Source organism: Sandaracinobacteroides sayramensis, from assembly GCF_022014495.1.
In the GTDB taxonomy this organism is placed as follows: Bacteria; Pseudomonadota; Alphaproteobacteria; order Sphingomonadales; family Sphingomonadaceae; genus Sandaracinobacteroides; species Sandaracinobacteroides sayramense.
The window spans coordinates 172888-189060 of sequence record NZ_JAKLSQ010000007.1; the positions used below are offsets into that span (position 1 = coordinate 172888).

A 16173-nucleotide genomic window follows, 5' to 3' on the forward strand; every position below is an offset into this window, starting at 1 on the left:
CCTTAGGCGGGAAGCGGCGAAGCGCGGAAGCGCAAAGCTGCCAAGCCGGACGAAAGTCTATGCCACGCTACCCGCCTAGGCCTTCGTCACCCCGGGCTTGACCCGGGGTGACGGGGGGTGGAGACCTGATGCCGACCCGAAGCCGCAGCCCGGTTGCAGCACCCCGGCCCTCAGGCTAGGCTTTCGCGCGTGACACACCCGCTTCTCTGGCTGTTCGTCGGCTATCTTCTGGGCTCCATCCCCTTCGGCCTGATCCTGACGCGGCTGTCGGGCGGCGGGGACATACGCTCGATCGGCTCGGGCAATATCGGCGCCACCAACGTGCTGCGCACGGGGAAGAAGGGCGTGGCGGCGGCGACCCTGCTGCTGGACGCGGGCAAGGGCGCGCTCGCCGTCTGGCTGGCGGCGCGTTACGGCGGCGAATGGGCGGCGCTGGCGGCGGCCGTCGGCGCCTTTGCCGGCCATGTGCATCCGGTCTGGCTGAAGTTCCGGGGCGGCAAGGGCGTGGCGACGCTGCTGGGCATTTCGCTCGGCTTTTCCATCTGGGCCGCGCTCGGCTTCGCCGCCGCCTGGGTGGGGGTAGCGCTTCTCACCCGCATCTCCTCCGTCGGCGGCATGGCGGCGGGCTTCGCGGCGGCCATCGTGCTGGGCCTGGTGGAACGGCCCTATGCCGGGCTCGTCGTTGCCCTGCTGTCGCTTTGGGTGCTGTTCACGCACCGCGCCAACATCGCCCGCCTGCGCGACGGCACCGAGCCGAAGATCGGCCGTTCCAAACCCGATTCCGCTGGGTGAGCCCCCTTTCCGCCCCCGAGCGGCTGGCGCGGATCCGGCTGGCGCGCACCGACGGCATCGGTCCGGTGGGCTTCGGGCAATTGCTGGCCGCGCACGGCAGCGCCGGAGCCGCCTGCGACACGCTGGAGGGCCAGGGCAAGCGTCTAGCGCCTGAAGGGGTGGCGGCGGCGGAGATCGAAAAGGCCGAACGCGTCGGCGCCCGGCATGTGCTGCTGGGCGACGCCGATTACCCCCCGCTGCTTGCCGCGCTGGCGGACCCGCCGCCGCTGCTGCTGGCGCTGGGCGACGTGGGGTTCGCCGCGCGGCCGGTGGTGGCGATTGTCGGCGCGCGCAACGCCAGCGCTGCCGGCCGGGCGCTGGCGCGGGAGATCGCCCATGGCCTCGGCGAAGCCGGCTGGGTCGTCGCCTCCGGGCTGGCGCGCGGGATCGATTCCGAGGCGCATCGCGGCGCGCTTGCGACCGGCACCATCGCCTGCGTGGCGGGCGGGGTGGACATCGCCTACCCGCCGGAAAACGCCGGCCTGCAGGCGGAGATCGCCGCCGCCGGCCTCCTGCTTTCCGAGCTGCCGCCCGGAACCGAGCCGCAGGCCCGCCACTTCCCCCGCCGCAACCGGCTGATCGCCGGAGTGGCGCGCGGCACGCTGCTGATCGAGGCCGCCCCCGGCTCCGGCAGCCTCATCACCGCCAGGCTGGCGGGAGAAGCGGGGCGCGAGGTGATGGCCGTTCCCGGCCATCCGGCCGACCCGCGCTCGCGCGGCGGCAACGGCCTCATCCGCGACGGCGCGACGCTGGTGGAAAGCGCCGCCGACGCGCTGGCGGCGCTTTCACCCTTCGCGGTGATCGCCCGGCCCGAACCGCGCCCCCGCAAGCCGGTTGCGCCGCGCCTCGCCCCGAAGCCGGTCGGCAATCCGCCGGGCGAGGAGGCTTTCCTCCACCTGCTCTCCACCAGCGGCGTCAGCCTCGACGAACTGGTGCGGGCGTCGGGCCTTTCCGCCTCCGCCGTGCAGGCAAGGCTTGCCGATCTGGAAATCGATGGCCAAGTGATAAGGCTGGCCGGCGGGAAGGTCGCCCGGGCTGCCTAGCCCGGGCTGCCCCTAGGTTGCGTTTGCGTGCGGAGCGGGGCTATGGGCCGCGCCCCAAGGAAGGACGGTTGATGGATCTGGTCATCGTCGAGTCGCCGGCCAAGGCCCGCACTATCGAAGGCTATCTGGGCGGCGGCGCCAAGGTGCTGGCAAGTTTCGGCCATGTGCGCGACTTGCCCGCAAGCGACGGCAGCGTCGACCCCGAGCAGGATTTCGCCATGCGCTGGGAGGTCTCGTCGGACCGTTCCAAGCAGTTGAAGGCGATCACCGACGCGGCGAAGCAGGCCGACCGCATCGTGCTGGCGACCGACCCCGACCGCGAGGGCGAGGCGATCAGCTGGCATCTGGCCGAGCTTCTGGCCGCCAAGAAGGCGGTGCCGGCGGGCGGCATTTCGCGAATCACCTTCAACGCCATCACCAGGGATGCGGTGAAGACGGCGATGGCGAACCCGCGCGACATCGACCAGCCGCTGGTGGACGCCTATCTCGCCCGCCGCGCGCTCGACTATCTGGTGGGCTTCACCCTTTCCCCGGTGCTCTGGCGCAAGCTGCCGGGCGCCAAGAGCGCCGGCCGCGTGCAGTCGGTCGCGCTGCGCCTCATCGTCGAGCGCGAGCGGGAGATCGAGGCTTTCACCCCGCGCGAATATTGGACGGTGGAAGCCGGGCTGAAGAGCGCGAACGGCGTGGCCTTCCACGCGAAACTGACCGTGCTGGACGGCCGGAAGCTCGACAAGTTCGCGCTGCCCGACAAGGCGTCCGCCGAGGCAGCGAAGGCGCGCGTCGAAACCGCGAGCTTCTCGGTCGGCGCCGTCGATGTGAAGAATGCGGTGCGCAACCCCGCGCCGCCCTTCACCACGTCAACGCTGCAGCAGGAAGCGTCGCGCAAGCTCGGCCTCGGCGCGCAGCAGACGATGCGCACCGCGCAGACGCTCTACGAGGCCGGGCACATCACCTATATGCGGACGGACGGCGTCTCCATGGACGGGTCCGCCATCGGCCGCGCCCGCGACATGGTGATGGAGCGCTACGGCCGCGACTATGTGCCGGAGAAGCCGCGCCACTACACCTCGAGGGCGAAGAACGCGCAGGAAGCGCATGAGGCGATCCGCCCGACCGACTTCGCGAGATCCGCCCGCACGCTCGGCCTGTCGGACATGGAGGGGAAGCTCTACGACCTCATCTGGACCCGCGCCGTCGCTTCGCAGATGGCCTCCGCCCAGCTTGAGCGCACGGCGGTCGATCTCGTCTCGGAAGACGGGCAGGTGGAACTGCGCGCGACCGGCACCGTCGTCGTCTTCCCCGGCTTCCTGACGCTCTACACCGAGGGGCAGGACGACGGGCTGGACGACGAGGAAGGCGGCCGGCTGCCGAAGCTGATGGTGGGCGACAAGCCGGCGACGGAAGAAGTGAAGGCCGACCAGCATTTCACCCAGCCGCCGCCGCGCTATTCGGAAGCCAGCCTGGTGAAGCGGATGGAAGAACTCGGCATTGGCCGGCCTTCCACCTACGCCTCCATCATCCAGGTGCTGAAGGACCGGGATTATGTGTTGCTGGAGCAGAAGCGCTTCCGCCCGCAGGAGAAGGGGCGGCTGGTGACCGCCTTCCTCGAACGCTTCTTCGAGCGCTATGTCGAATATGATTTCACCGCCGGCCTCGAAGGCAAGCTGGACGACATCTCGGCCGGCGAGGCCGCCTATCTGGAGGTGCTGCGCGACTTCTGGGCCGACTTCAAACCCCGCGCCGACGATGTGCTGGGCCAGAAGCCGTGGGACGTGGAAAAGGCGCTGGACGAATATCTGGCCCCGCACCTGTTCCCGCCCCGCGCCGATGGCGGCGACCCGCGCCAGTGCCCCGGCTGCGGCGACGGCCGGCTGGCGCTGAAGGTGGGCAAGTTCGGCCCCTTCATCTCCTGCTCCAACTACCCCGAATGCCGCTACACGCGGCAGTTCGCCGGGGCCAATGGCGAAGATACCGGCCCGCAGTCGCTGGGCGACGATCCGGCCACCGGCCTGCCCGTGGAAGTGAAGAGCGGCCGCTTCGGCCGTTACGTGCAATCGGGCGAGAAGCGCAGCAGCATCCCGCGCGACGTCGACAATCTCGACCTGGCGATGGCACTGAAGCTGCTGAGCCTGCCGCGCGAGATCGGCCTGCACCCGGAAAGCGGCCTGCCGATCGTCGCCAACCTCGGCCGCTACGGCCCCTATCTGCTGCACGACGGCAAATATGCGAACCTGAAGGACACGTCCGACCTGTTCGAGATGGGCATGAACGCGGCGGTGGTGAAGCTGGCCGAGCCCAAGGGCGGGCGCGGCGCGCGCACCCCGGCCGAGCCGCTGGCGGTGCTGGGCGCCCACCCGGAAACCGGCGTGGAGGTGAAGGTGCTGAACGGCCGCTTCGGCCCCTACATCACCGACGGTTCGGTCAACGCCAATGTGCCCAAGGGCGGCGACCCGAAGGCGGTGACGCTGGAGCAGGCGGTGGAACTGCTGGCCGAACGCGCCGCCCGCGCGCCGGCCAAGGGCAAGAAGAAGGCGCCGGCGAAAAAGCCTGCCGCCAAGAAGCCGGCGGCGAAGAAGGCTGCGCCCAAGAAGAAAGCTTCCGCTTGAGTTTGCCCGACCTGCTTGAGTTCTGTCCGGCATGAGTATGCCGGACAGGGAGGCCATTCTGGCCTTCATCCGGCAGACGCCGTCTTCTGTCGGCAAGCGGGAAATCGCCCGTGCCTTCGGGCTGAAGGGTGAGGAGCGCGACGCGCTGAAGCAGCTTCTGCGCGAGATGGAGGAGGAAGGGCTGCTGGCCGGCGGACCTGGCCGTTCCGTGCACCAGGCCGGCGGCCTGCCGCGCGTGGCGGTGCTGACGGTCGTTTCGGCGGACGGCGCCCGCGTGCTGGCGACGCCCGAGAAGTGGGAGGGCGAAGGCACCCTGCCCAAGGTGCTGATCGGCACGGGCACGGGCCGCGGCCGCGTCGCCGGCCGGCGGGAACGCCACGAGGTCGGCGACCGCATCCTCACCCGGATCGAGGGCGAGGCGCCGCGCTATCTCGGCACCGTCATCAAGAAGCTGTCGCGCGGCCATGCGCTGCTGATGGGCGTGGTGGCAAAGGACGCCCGCGCCGGGCTGATCCTGAAATCCATCGACAAGCGCGAGCGCCGCACCTGGCCCATCCACCATGCGAGCGAGGTGCAGCCGGGCGAACTGGTGCGCGCCGAACTGAAAGGTTCCGGCGCCCGCACGGCGGCGCATGTCGTCTCCCGGCTGGGCGACCCCTTCTCCGGCACGTCGCTCAGCGACATCGCCATCGCCGCCAAGGGCATCCCCGACGAATTCCCGCACGGCGTGGAGGAGGAGGCCGAACGCTCCGGCGCTTCCCCGCTCGGCCCGCGCGAGGACTGGACCCCGGTTCCCTTCATCACCATCGACCCGGCCGACGCCCGCGACCATGACGACGCCGTCTGGGCCGAGCCGGAGGGGGATGGCTGGCGCCTGCTCGTCGCCATCGCCGACGTCAGCTGGTATGTCCGCCCCGGATCGGCGCTGGACCGCAGCGCCTTCGACCGGGGCAACAGCGTCTATTTCCCCGTCAAGGTGGTGCCGATGCTGCCCGAGGCGCTGTCGGCCGGCGCCTGCAGCCTGAAGGCCGGCAGCGACAAGGCGGTGCTGGCCGCCACCCTGCACATCACCGCCACGGGCGAGCTGAATCGCTGGAGCTTCCACCGCGCCCGGATCCGCGTGGCGGAGAATCTCGCCTATGAGGCGGCGCAGGCGGTGATGGACGGCCGCGCCGACAGCCCGCTGAAGGCCCCTGTGCTGGAGCCGCTGTGGGGCTGCTGGCGGGCGCTGATGAAGGCGCGGGACGCGCGCGCGCCACTGGACCTCGAACTGCCGGAAAAGCGCGTGGTGCTGGATGCCGAGGGCCGCGTCGCCGGAATCGCCGTGCGCGAGCGGCTTGACGCGCACCGGGTGATCGAGGAAATGATGATCGCCGCCAATGTCGCGGCGGCGAAGGCGCTGGAAGAGAAGAAGGCGCCGGTCATGTACCGCTGCCACGAAGCCCCCGACCGGGAGAAACTGGCCAGCCTGAAGGAATATCTCGGCACGCTGGGCATCAGCTTCGCGCTGGGGCAGGTGGTGACGCCCGCCACCTTCAACCGCGTGCTGGAGCGCAGCCGCGAGCGCACCGACCTCACCGAAATCTCCGAAGCGGTGCTCCGCAGCCAGACGCAGGCTTATTACGCCCCGCGCAGCACCGGCCACTTCGGGCTTGCCCTGCAAAGCTACGCGCATTTCACCTCCCCCATCCGCCGCTATTCAGACGTGCTGGTGCACCGCTCGCTGGTGAGCGCCTGCAGGCTGGGCGAAGGCGGGCTGGCGGACGGCGCCGAGCAGCGCTTTCCCGCCATCGGCGAGCATATCAGCTTCACTGAGCGCCGCGCCATGGAGGCCGAGCGCGAGACACTGGACCGCTACATCGCCCGGCATTTGGCGAATCACGTCGGGCAGGTGGTGCGCGCCCGGATTTCCGGCGTGCAGGCCTTCGGCTTCTTCGCCGCCGTCGAGGACATCGGCGGCGACGGGCTGGTGCCGGTCGGCGCGCTGGGCGACGAGCGTTTCCGTTTCGACGAGGCCGGGCGCTATCTGGAAGGCGCCGAAAGCGGCACCCGCTACAGCCAGGGGCAGAAGCTGGACCTGAGGCTGGAGGAAGCCGACCCCGTCACCGGCAGCCTGCGCTTTTCCATCCCCGGGGTGGAAGCCGTGGACCGTGGCCCCCGCTTCCGCCGCGACGGTCGGGGCGGCCCGCGCCAGAAGCGCGGCGGCCCCCCGCCCGGCGTCCGGCGCGGAAGAAAGCGATAGGCCAGGCAGCGCCTCGCTTCTAATCTGAAGCCGGCGGCTCCACCCAATCCCCGGGTCAAGCCCGGGGCGACGCGTGGTTGGGGCGGATTCGAACCGGCGCACAGCCCACAGGCCAGCCGGACTTGACGCAAAGGGTGATTCTGCCTTAGAGGCGCGCCCTTTCCCGGGGTGTTCCGCTCACGGGCCTTATTCATCGTTTCGAGGACAAGATGGCGAAGCCGACGACGGTCAAGATCAAGCTCGTGAGCACCGCGGAGACGGGTTACTATTATGTGACCAAGAAGAACCCGCGCACGAAGACCGAAAAGCTCTCGTTCCGCAAATATGACCCCGTCGCGCGTAAGCACGTCGAGTTCAAGGAAGCGAAGATCAAATAAGCCGAAGGCGGCAACGCCTTCGCGCCCGATGCCCGGGTCCGTCCGGGCGAAGGCATTGCAACCCGGGCATCCGCCGGTTCGAACTTTGGCTATGGCCTTCCGGGCCATGGCCAAATTGCGTTTCGGGCAAGATTATCTTTCCTTTTATGCGAATGATTATTGATTGCATGAACTTCCGCGCGACCGCATATTGCAGGCGAATCGCAGGCGGGTCGCGCCTGCCGCCAGCGCGGGGCCCTGCATGTACAGCCTTCTCGACCGACCGACAGACGCGCTCGATCCGGGCAGCCGGCTGCTGGTGACGGCGATGCGCGCCTGGGTGCTGGCGATCGCCGCCCGCCGCTGCCCGCGCCAGGGCGTGGCGCAGGTGCTGGCCGAGGCGGAGGCGCCGCCGCTGGCGGACCGCTTCCACCGGCTGATGCGGCTGCTGCACCGCGAAGGCAACCAGCCCATGCGCTTCGGGCAGATGGCGAAGCCGCGCATCACGGAGGCCGAGGCGCTGATGCTGACGCTCTGGATCGACATGGCGGAGGACCGCGCGCCGAGGGCTCTCGCCACCATAGAGTTGATGGTGAAACCCATTGCTATAGGTCCCATGTTGAACCTGATGCTGGAAATCGTCGCGCATCTCTCTACCGCAAGACTGGCGCCCGTGCGCCTCACCCACTGACCCACCGAACGGACCGACAAACGCATGAGCAACCGCGCAACCAACGCCAAACTGCTGCCCCCTTCCGACAGCCTGACCGTCGAGCAGGTGACGAGCGTGCACCACTGGAGCGACTTCGTCTTCAGCTTCCGCACCACGCGGCCGTCCAGTTTCCGCTTCCGCGCCGGCGAGTTCGTGATGATCGGCCTGCCCGGGCCTGAGCGCCCCATCCTGCGCCCCTATTCCATCGTTTCCCCGAGCTGGGACGAGGAATTGGAATTCCATTCGATCAAGCTTTCGGATGGTCCGCTGACCTCGAAGCTCCAGCACATCGTGCCGGGGGACGAGATCTTCCTCGGCCGCAAGCCCACCGGCACGCTGGTGCTGGACGCGCTGGAGCCCGGCCGCCGGCTGTTCCTGCTGTCCACCGGCACCGGGATCGCCCCCTTCCTCTCGGTGCTGCGCGAGCCCGACACCTGGGAGCGGTTCGACCATGCCGTCCTCGTGCATTCGGTGCGCTCGATCGCCGACCTCGCCTACCGGCGGGAACTGGAATCGCATCTGGCCGACGACCCGCTGGTGCGCGACCTGGCGCTGAGCAAGCTGAGCTACATCCCCACCGTCACGCGCGAGACCTTCCACACCATGGGCCGGATCCCCGCCCTGATCGAAAGCGGCCGCCTGTTCGACGGCACCAGCGGCGAGCGGCGCCTGGACCCGGAAACGGACCGGCTGATGCTCTGCGGCTCCATGGCGATGCTGAAGGAAACCAAGGCGCTGCTCGACGATCTGGGTTTCCGCGAAGGCTCCAACGCCCAGCCCGGCCATTATGCGGTGGAGCGCGCCTTCGTCGGCTGAACCCCCTTCCGGCGCATCGCCCCGATGCGCTAGGGAGGCCGCATGGATTCGACGCTGGCTCTCCAGGCACTGGCCGCCATCATCGCCGAGGACGATCTGCGCGACCGCTTCCTGGCGCTGACCGGCTATGACGGCGACACCATCCGCGCCCGCGCCGGCAGCGCCGACATGGCGCAAGCCGTCGCCGATTTCCTTGGGGGCCATGAGCCGGACCTGATGCGGGTGGCGGCTCAACTGGGCGTGCCGCCCGAAAAGCTGCTGGGGCGCCGGCCGTGAAGCCGCTGCTGATACTCGATTGCGACGAGGTGATCCTGGAATTCGCCAGGCCCTTCGCCCGCTGGCTGCGCGATTCGCGCGAGGTGGAGCTGAAGTTCGACAGCTTCGCCCTCGTCGGCAACATGCGGCACCTGAAAGACGGCAGCGCCGTCGACAAGGCCGAATTCCCGGGCCTGCTGGACGGTTTCTTCGCCGAGGGCCAGCATCTGCAGGATCCGGCCGAGGACGCCATCCGCGCCCTGACCGGCCTGCGGCGGCATATGGACCTCGTCGTCCTCACCAACATTCCCGCCGCCTTCCGCGATATCAGGCTGGAGCGGCTGAAGGCGCTGGGCCTCGACGTGCCGGTGCACGCGAACGACGGCCCCAAGGGGCGCCGGGTGAAGGAACTGGCGGGCGAGCGCCGGGCGGTCTTCGTGGACGACCTGCCGCCGCACCACCGGAGCGCCGCCCAGCATGCGCCCGAAGTCGGCCGGCTGCACATGGTCGCCGATGCGGCGCTGGGGGGTTTGATTCCGGCCGCGCCGGATGCGCATGCGCGCATCGACCGCTGGGCGGATGCCGAGCCATGGATCATGAACTGGATGGAAGGGCAGACAGATGGGCGTTGAGGACAGACTGACGGAACTGGGCCTGGAACTGCCGGCCGCCGCCGCCCCGGTCGCCTCCTATGTGCCGACGGTCGAGGCGGACAATATGCTCTATGTCTCCGGGCAGATCAGCTTCGCCGCCGACGGCAGCCTCATCAAGGGCCGGCTGGGCGAGGATTTCAGCGTCGAGCAGGGCAAGGCCGCGGCCGAGCGCTGCGGGCTGATGATCCTGGCGCAGGTGAAGGCGGCGCTCGGCGGCAGCTTCGGCCGGGTCGAGCGGATCGTGAAGCTGGGCGTGTTCGTGCAATGCACCCCCGATTTCGCCGAGCAGCCGGAAGTGGCGAACGGCGCCTCCGACCTGTTCGTGAAGGTGCTGGGCGACGCCGGCCGGCACGCCCGCGCCGCCGTCGGCGTGCCGGCCCTGCCGCGCGGCGTGGCCGTCGAGGTGGACGCGGTCATCCAGCTTCGCTGAGGCCGGCGTGGCGGAGGCCGAAGCCCGCCTGATCGGCGCGGCGGGCAATATCGCCGCCGCCGACTGGGACAGGCTTGCCGGCGGCGAAAACCCCTTCGCCTCGCACGCGTTCATCACCAGTCTGGAAGACAGCGGCAGCGCCACGGCCGAAGCCGGCTGGCGCCCGCTGCACATCGTCACCCATGGCGCGGGCGGGGAGTTGTCCGGCATCCTGCCCGGCTATCTGAAGAGCCACAGCCAGGGCGAATATGTCTTCGACCATGGCTGGGCGGACGCCTGGCAGCGGGCCGGCCTGCCCTATTATCCGAAGCTGCAGCACGCCACCCCCTTCACCCCCGCCACCGCGCCGAAACTGCTGGCGAAAGACCCGGAAACCCGCGCCCTGCTGGTGGCGGCCAGCGAAACCCTCGTCCGCCAGAACCGGCTTTCCAGCGCCCATGCCACCTTCCTGACCGACGCCGACGCCGCCACCTTCGAAGCCGCCGGCTGGCTGGAGCGCAACGACATCCAATATCATTGGCTGAACGACGGCGGCTGGCGCGGCTTCGGCGAGTTTCTCGGTGCCCTCAGCTCGCGCAAGCGCAAGGATCTGCGCAAGGAACGCGAAGCCGCGCTTTCCGCCATAGACGGCATAGACTGGCTGACCGGCAGCGACCTGAACGAAGCCGCGTGGGATTCCTTCTGGGCTTTCTACCAGGACACTGGCAGCCGCAAATGGGGCCGCCCCTATCTCACCCGCCGGTTCTTCAGCCTGATCGGCGAACGCATGGCCGAGCGCATCCTGTTGGTGATGGCCCGCCGCGCCGGCCGTTATGTCGCCGGCGCCCTCAACTTCCTGGGCGCGGACTGCCTTTACGGCCGGCAATGGGGGGCGACAGAGGACATCCCCTTCCTGCATTTCGAGCTTTGCTACCATCAGGCAATCGACATCGCCTGCGCGCATGGCCTGACGCGGGTGGAGGCCGGCGCGCAAGGCGCCCACAAGCTGGCGCGCGGCTACCGCCCGGTCCTCACCCGCTCGATGCACCATATCGAGGACCGGCGCTTCCGCGACGCGGTCGAGGACTATCTGGCGCAGGAACGCTCGGCGATGCAGGCGGAAGCGCTGGCGCTGGCGGCGCAACTTCCGTTCCGCGCCGGCGAATCCGCCTGACCATTCACCCGGCGGCCAGCAGCCGGTCCACCAACCGGTCCACGCCCTCTTCGGCGGCGGCGATGGACCCGGCCAGCCGTTGGTCCGCGAACTCGTCATATTCGATGGCGAGGCCATGGGATTGCGTGAGGCCGATATAGGCCATCGGCACCCGGATGCCGGCTTCCACCAGATTGCTGGCTTCCAGCCGCCCGCCCGGATCATAGCCATGATCGCCGCGGGCCGAGAGGATCACCAGCCTTTTCCCTTCGGGCAGCATCGGCCAATAGGGCTCGCCTTCGCGCGCCCGGTCGAAACCGAAGGTGAGCCCAACGCGCACCACATTGTCGATCCAGGCCTTCAGTTGCGCTGGAACACCGAAATTGTACATCGGCGCACCGATGACGATCAGGTCGGCGGCGAGCAGTTCCGCCGTCAGCCGGTCGCTTTCTAGCAGCCGCGCTTTCGCATCCGCTCCGCGCGCTTCGGGCGGCGTGAAGGCGGCGGCGATCCAGTCATGGTCCACGGGCGATGGCGGCTGGCCGCCGACATCGCGATAGACCAGTTCGTCCTCCGGCCGCGCCGCAAGCCAGCGTTCCACGAAGCGCCGCGTCAGCCTGCGGCTGTGCGACCCGTGCCGCTGCTCTCCGGAAACGCCCCTGCGGGCGCTGGAATCGATGTGCAGGATGCGAAAATCTGCCATAGCCACTCCATGAAATACTGAGACTCATCTTTCGGCGGCCATCATGGGGAGGCGTGGAAAGTGTGACAAAGGCGAATATCTCAACCGATGGACAAGCCTGATTCATCCATAAGGCGCCGCAACCTGCCCCCGCTGGCGGCGCTTCGCGCCTTCGAGGCCGCCGCCCGCCACCTGAGCTTCCGAAAGGCGGCGGAAGAGCTTGCAGTCACGCCGACCGCCATCAGCCACCAGATTCGCCTGCTGGAAAGCGTGCTGGGCCTTTCCCTGTTCGATCGCCATATCCGGCGCATATCCCTGACAGGCGCGGGCGCGCAGCTTTTCCCGGCCTTGAGGGACGGCCTCGATTCCTTCGAGCGCGCCATTGCCGATCTTTACCCGCGAAGCCGGCGGCAGGCGGTCACGCTCACCGCCACCGCCTTCTTCACCGCCCGCCGGCTGGTGCCAGCGCTCGCCGACTTCCGCCTGCGCTACCCGCAGTTCGAATTGCGCCTTCATGCTTCGGACGATGTGGTCGACCTGCATGCGGGGGTGGCCGATGTCGCCGTGCGCTACGGCGGCGGCCACTATCCCGGCCTGCTGTCCGAGCCGCTCTCACAGGAACGCTTCGGCTTGGTCTGCAATCCGCTCCTCGCCGTCTCCGGCCCCACCGATCTGGCGAGGGTTCCGCTGATCCATTCGGAATGGCGGCGGGCGGACTGGCAGCCGGATTGGCCCACATGGTTGCGCAAAGCCGGCCTTTCCGGGATCGACAGCCGGAAAGGCCTGCGCTTCACCGACGAGAATCACGCAGTGGACGCCGCTATCGCCGGCCAGGGCGCGGCGATTTCAAGCCTCGTGCTGCTGGAGGAGCAGTTGCAGCGCGGGCTCCTGACGAACCCCTTCGGGCCGGTTCTGGAGGGAGAGCGCTATCACCTGCTCACCACGGCGGAAAATGCGGCGTGCGAAGATGTGCGCGCGGTGATGGACTGGCTGCGCCGCCTTTCGGGGCCGAAACCCCTCCCGCAGGGGGAGGGGTAAAACCGGCCCGGCCTCAGGCGGCGATCGCTTCGGCCTCCGCGTCCGGCAGTCGGATCATATAGTCGAACGCCGACAGCGCTGCCTTCGAACCTTCGCCCATAGCGATCACGATCTGCTTGTAGGGCACCGTCGTGCAATCGCCGGCCGCGAACACGCCGGGCACATTCGTTTCCCCGCGCGCGTTGGTTACGATCTCGCCATATTTCGAAAGCTCCACCGTGCCCTTCAGCCATTCGGTGTTGGGCACCAGCCCGATCTGCACGAACACGCCTTCCAGCTCGACATGGTGCACGCTGTCGTCCGCCCGGCTCTTGTAGACGAGGCCGTTCACCTTCTCGCCGTCGCCGGTGATTTCCGTCGTTTGCGCGGAGGTCAGCACGGTGACGTTCGGCAGGCTGCGCAGCTTCCTTTGCAGCACCTCGTCGGCCCTGAGCTGCGCGTCGAACTCCACCAGCGTCACATGCGCGACCAGCCCGGCGAGATCGATCGCCGCTTCCACGCCGGAGTTCCCGCCGCCCACCACCGCCACCCGCTTGCCCTTGAACAGCGGCCCGTCGCAGTGCGGGCAGAAGGCCACGCCCTTCGTCATATATTGCTCTTCGCCGGGCACCCCCAGCCGCCGCCAGCGGGCGCCGGTCGACAGGATCACCGTGCGGCTCTTCAGGCTGGCGCCATTTTCCAGCTTCACTTCCACCAGCCCGCCCGGCGTTTCCGCCGGCACCAGCGCCACGGCCTTCTGCAGGCCCATGATGTCCACGTCGTTCGACTTCACATGCGCTTCAAGGCTCGCGGCCAGCTTCGGCCCCTCGGTGTATTCCACCGAGATGAAGTTCTCGATCCCCAGCGTGTCGTGCAGCTGCCCGCCGAAGCGTTCGGCGGCGACACCCGTGCGGATGCCCTTGCGCGCGGCATAGACGGCCGCCGCCGAGCCGGCCGGGCCACCGCCCACCACCAGCACGTCGAAGGCGGACTTGCCGGCGATCTTCGCGGCGGCCTTCGCATGGGCGTTGCTGTCCAGCTTGGCCGCGATCTGCGCCATGTCCATCCGGCCATTGGCGAAGGGCTCGCCGTTCAGGAACACGGTCGGCACCGCCATCACCTTGCGCTCGTCCACTTCGGCCTGGAACAACGCGCCGTCGATCGCCGTGTGGCGGATGCGCGGGTTCAGCACGGCCATCAGGTTCAGCGCCTGCACCACATCCGGGCAGTTCTGGCAGGAGAGGGAGAAATAGGTTTCGAAGTGGAAGTCGCCCTCCAGCCCTTGCACCTGCTCGATCACGTCCTGCGCCTCGCGGCTGGGGTGGCCGCCCACCTGCAGCAGCGCCAGCACCAGCGAGGTGAATTCATGGCCCATCGGCAGGCCGGCGAAGCGGACACCGATGTCCGTTCCCACGCGGCGGATGAGGAAGCTCGGCCGGCGGGCGTCGTCGTCGGTGCGGGCGTAGGAGACCTTGTCCGACAGGGCGGCGATCTCGCCCAGCAGCTCGGCCAGCTCGGCGGACTTGGCGCCGTCGTCCAGCGAGGCCAGAAGCTCGATCGGAAGCGTCAGCTTCTCGAGATAGGCCTTCAGTTGGGCCGTGAGATTGGCGTCGAGCATGGGGGTCTCCTGAAATAGGGTGCGGTCGCCCGCCGCTTTCCCCGCGGCGGGCTTCCGTCGGTTTCGGCTCAGATCTTGCCGACGAGGTCCAGCGAGGGGGCCAGCGTCTTCTCGCCTTCTTCCCACTTCGCCGGGCAGACTTCGCCCGGATGCGCGCGGACATAGGCGGCCGCCTTCACCTTGCGCAGCAGTTCGGCGGCGTTGCGGCCTACGCCTTCCGAGGTGATTTCCACATATTGGATCACGCCGTCGGGATCGACCAGGAAGGTCGCGCGGTCGGCAAGGCCGGCGCCTTCGCGCATCACGCCGAAGTTGTTGGTGATCTGCCCCGACTGGTCGCCCAGCATGAAGTAGTTGATCTTGCCGACGGCCGGCGAGGTTTCATGCCAGGCCTTGTGGCTGAAGTGCGTGTCGGTCGAGACCGAATAGATTTCCACGCCGAGCTTCTGGAACTCGCCGTAAAGGTCGGCCATGTCTTCCAGTTCGGTCGGGCAGACGAAGGTGAAGTCGGCCGGGTAGAAGAAGAAGATCGCCCATTTGCCGAGCACGTCGGCCTCGGTCACGGGAACGAACTTGCCTTCCTTGAAGGCTTGCGAGGTGAAGGGCTTCAGCGAGCTTCCGATGATGGCCATAAAATCTCCTATTGCCAGATGAGTGGGTTCGGGCCTCGCCGTCCTACCCCCCGAATCGCCATCGAACAAATTGATTATCTGCCTGTTACAAATCGACGCAGACGATGAGAGAGAGTGGCTATGCGCCGGGTTGCCGATAGGTGTAATGGATATATCTTTCGTCATCCCGGGCTTGACCCGGGATCCCGCTTCTTTCCCACGCCGGCCGGAAACCCGGACCCCGGGTCAAGCCCGGGGCGACGAAGGGGAATATCTAGAGCCGCAGGTGGGCCGAAAGCGCGGGGCCTATGACGATGTTGGTGAACTGGAAACGGTCGACGGTGGACCAGTGCCGCTGGACGTCGGCGGTCAGCGCGAGGTCGACCGCGGAGTCGAGCGGCACGATCAGCCGGGTGCGCACGCGGGCGCGGATATCGCGGCGGCGGTCGCCTTCGTGGCGGTCGAAGCTGCGCCATTCGGCGTCGGCGCGCAGGTTCAGCAGCAGGTCGTTCCCGAGGGCGATGTTGCGCTGGGCGTGGGCAGCGAGTTGATACTGGTCGGCGATGGCGCGATCGGCCTGCATCCGGCGGGCGAAGAGGTTGAGGGCGGTCGCACCCCAGTTGCGGCGAACGCCCAGCGTGAAGTTGTGGAAGGTGACGACTTCGCGGCCGAAGACATGGGTGTAGATGCCGCGCGGCTCGTAGGCGGCATAGGGGGAAAGACCGGCGGCGGGATTGTCGAGGCTGACTTCCGCCGTCCCCCACCAGCCCGAGGTGTCGAGCGCCGCGTCGGGCAGCATCGCCGATAGGAACAGGCCGCCTTCGGTGAAGAAGGCGACCCGGCCTTGCCCCCAGCGGCGGGCGAGCGACCATTCCGGGTCCATGGAGACCCCCGCCTGTCTGCCGCTGCCGGCAAGGGCGCGGTTGGAACGCCAGTTGACGGGCGCCCAGAAAGCGATGCTCCAGGGCCGGTCGCGGACGGCCGGCGGCGGACCGAATTCATATTCGTCTTCCAGCTCATGCGCTTCATAGGCCGATGCCAGCCGGCTTTCGGCCGCATCTGCCGCCTGCGCGAAAAGCGGCTGGGCAAGGAAGAGAGCCAGGGCCGATGCGAAGCCCGATGCCGGGCCCGCTCGCGACGATATCCATCCAGCCATTGCACCCCCCTTT

The 16173-nt window shown here is 68.4% G+C and carries 16 protein-coding genes; 12 read left to right on the top strand and 4 right to left on the bottom strand.

Annotated elements, in window-relative coordinates:
- The first annotated feature begins 189 nt into the window (after positions 1-189).
- From plsY to L6Q21_RS06375, 11 genes are all read left to right on the top strand, one after another.
- The gene (plsY, locus tag L6Q21_RS06325; protein ID WP_237829837.1) at positions 190-792 is read left to right on the top strand and encodes a glycerol-3-phosphate 1-O-acyltransferase PlsY; all 603 of its coding nucleotides are present in this window, start codon (positions 190-192) and stop codon (positions 790-792) included.
- Positions 789-1874: a DNA-processing protein DprA gene (dprA, locus tag L6Q21_RS06330; protein WP_237829838.1), complete on the top strand. Its 1086-nt coding sequence runs from the start codon at positions 789-791 to the stop codon at positions 1872-1874. The genes plsY and dprA overlap by 4 nt, the downstream gene beginning before the upstream one ends.
- A gap of 71 nt (positions 1875-1945) precedes the next feature.
- Positions 1946-4480, top strand: coding sequence for a type I DNA topoisomerase (gene topA, locus L6Q21_RS06335; RefSeq protein ID WP_237829839.1), 2535 nt, complete (start codon positions 1946-1948; stop codon positions 4478-4480).
- A gap of 31 nt (positions 4481-4511) precedes the next feature.
- Complete coding sequence (locus L6Q21_RS06340; protein ID WP_237829841.1) at positions 4512-6722, top strand: ribonuclease R family protein; 2211 nt, start codon at positions 4512-4514, stop codon at positions 6720-6722.
- Positions 6723-6931: 209 nt separating this feature from the next.
- The gene (gene rpmG, locus L6Q21_RS06345; RefSeq protein ID WP_237829843.1) at positions 6932-7099 is read left to right on the top strand and encodes a 50S ribosomal protein L33; all 168 of its coding nucleotides are present in this window, start codon (positions 6932-6934) and stop codon (positions 7097-7099) included.
- A 241-nt stretch (positions 7100-7340) separates the two neighbouring features.
- A complete protein-coding gene (locus L6Q21_RS06350) occupies positions 7341-7769 on the top strand; it encodes a hypothetical protein (RefSeq protein ID WP_237829844.1) in 429 nt (142 codons plus the stop codon).
- 24 nt (positions 7770-7793) lie between these two features.
- Positions 7794-8606: a ferredoxin--NADP reductase gene (locus L6Q21_RS06355; RefSeq protein WP_237829845.1), complete on the top strand. Its 813-nt coding sequence runs from the start codon at positions 7794-7796 to the stop codon at positions 8604-8606.
- Between the two features lie 42 nt (positions 8607-8648).
- On the top strand, positions 8649-8882 hold the full coding sequence (locus L6Q21_RS06360) for a DUF3572 family protein (protein ID WP_237829846.1): 234 nt from the start codon (positions 8649-8651) through the stop codon (positions 8880-8882).
- Positions 8879-9493 (top strand): HAD family hydrolase, encoded by a 615-nt coding sequence (locus tag L6Q21_RS06365; protein WP_237829847.1) that lies wholly within the window; start codon positions 8879-8881, stop codon positions 9491-9493. Before L6Q21_RS06360 ends, L6Q21_RS06365 begins: the two co-directional genes overlap by 4 nt.
- Positions 9483-9944, top strand: a complete 462-nt coding sequence (locus L6Q21_RS06370) for a RidA family protein (RefSeq protein ID WP_237829848.1) — start codon at positions 9483-9485, stop codon at positions 9942-9944. The genes L6Q21_RS06365 and L6Q21_RS06370 overlap by 11 nt, the downstream gene beginning before the upstream one ends.
- Before the next feature lie 7 nt (positions 9945-9951).
- Positions 9952-11097, top strand: coding sequence for a GNAT family N-acetyltransferase (locus tag L6Q21_RS06375; protein WP_237829849.1), 1146 nt, complete (start codon positions 9952-9954; stop codon positions 11095-11097).
- Between the two features lie 4 nt (positions 11098-11101).
- Here the strand turns inward: L6Q21_RS06375 and L6Q21_RS06380 are convergent, their stop codons facing one another.
- Positions 11102-11779 carry an FMN-dependent NADH-azoreductase gene (locus L6Q21_RS06380; RefSeq protein ID WP_237829851.1) on the bottom strand — a complete coding sequence of 226 codons (678 nt, stop codon included), beginning with the start codon at positions 11777-11779 and terminating at the stop codon, positions 11102-11104.
- An 87-nt stretch (positions 11780-11866) separates the two neighbouring features.
- Here L6Q21_RS06380 and L6Q21_RS06385 point away from each other — a divergent pair, with 87 nt between their 5' ends.
- On the top strand, positions 11867-12796 hold the full coding sequence (locus L6Q21_RS06385; protein ID WP_237829852.1) for a LysR substrate-binding domain-containing protein: 930 nt from the start codon (positions 11867-11869) through the stop codon (positions 12794-12796).
- A gap of 13 nt (positions 12797-12809) precedes the next feature.
- Here the strand turns inward: L6Q21_RS06385 and ahpF are convergent, their stop codons facing one another.
- From ahpF to L6Q21_RS06400, 3 genes are all read right to left on the bottom strand, one after another.
- Positions 12810-14393 (bottom strand): alkyl hydroperoxide reductase subunit F, encoded by a 1584-nt coding sequence (gene ahpF / locus L6Q21_RS06390; protein ID WP_237829853.1) that lies wholly within the window; start codon positions 14391-14393, stop codon positions 12810-12812.
- 68 nt (positions 14394-14461) lie between these two features.
- A complete protein-coding gene (gene ahpC, locus L6Q21_RS06395; RefSeq protein ID WP_237829854.1) occupies positions 14462-15025 on the bottom strand; it encodes an alkyl hydroperoxide reductase subunit C in 564 nt (187 codons plus the stop codon).
- Positions 15026-15278: 253 nt separating this feature from the next.
- Positions 15279-16160 (bottom strand): hypothetical protein, encoded by an 882-nt coding sequence (locus L6Q21_RS06400; protein ID WP_237829855.1) that lies wholly within the window; start codon positions 16158-16160, stop codon positions 15279-15281.
- Positions 16161-16173: the final 13 nt, after the last annotated feature.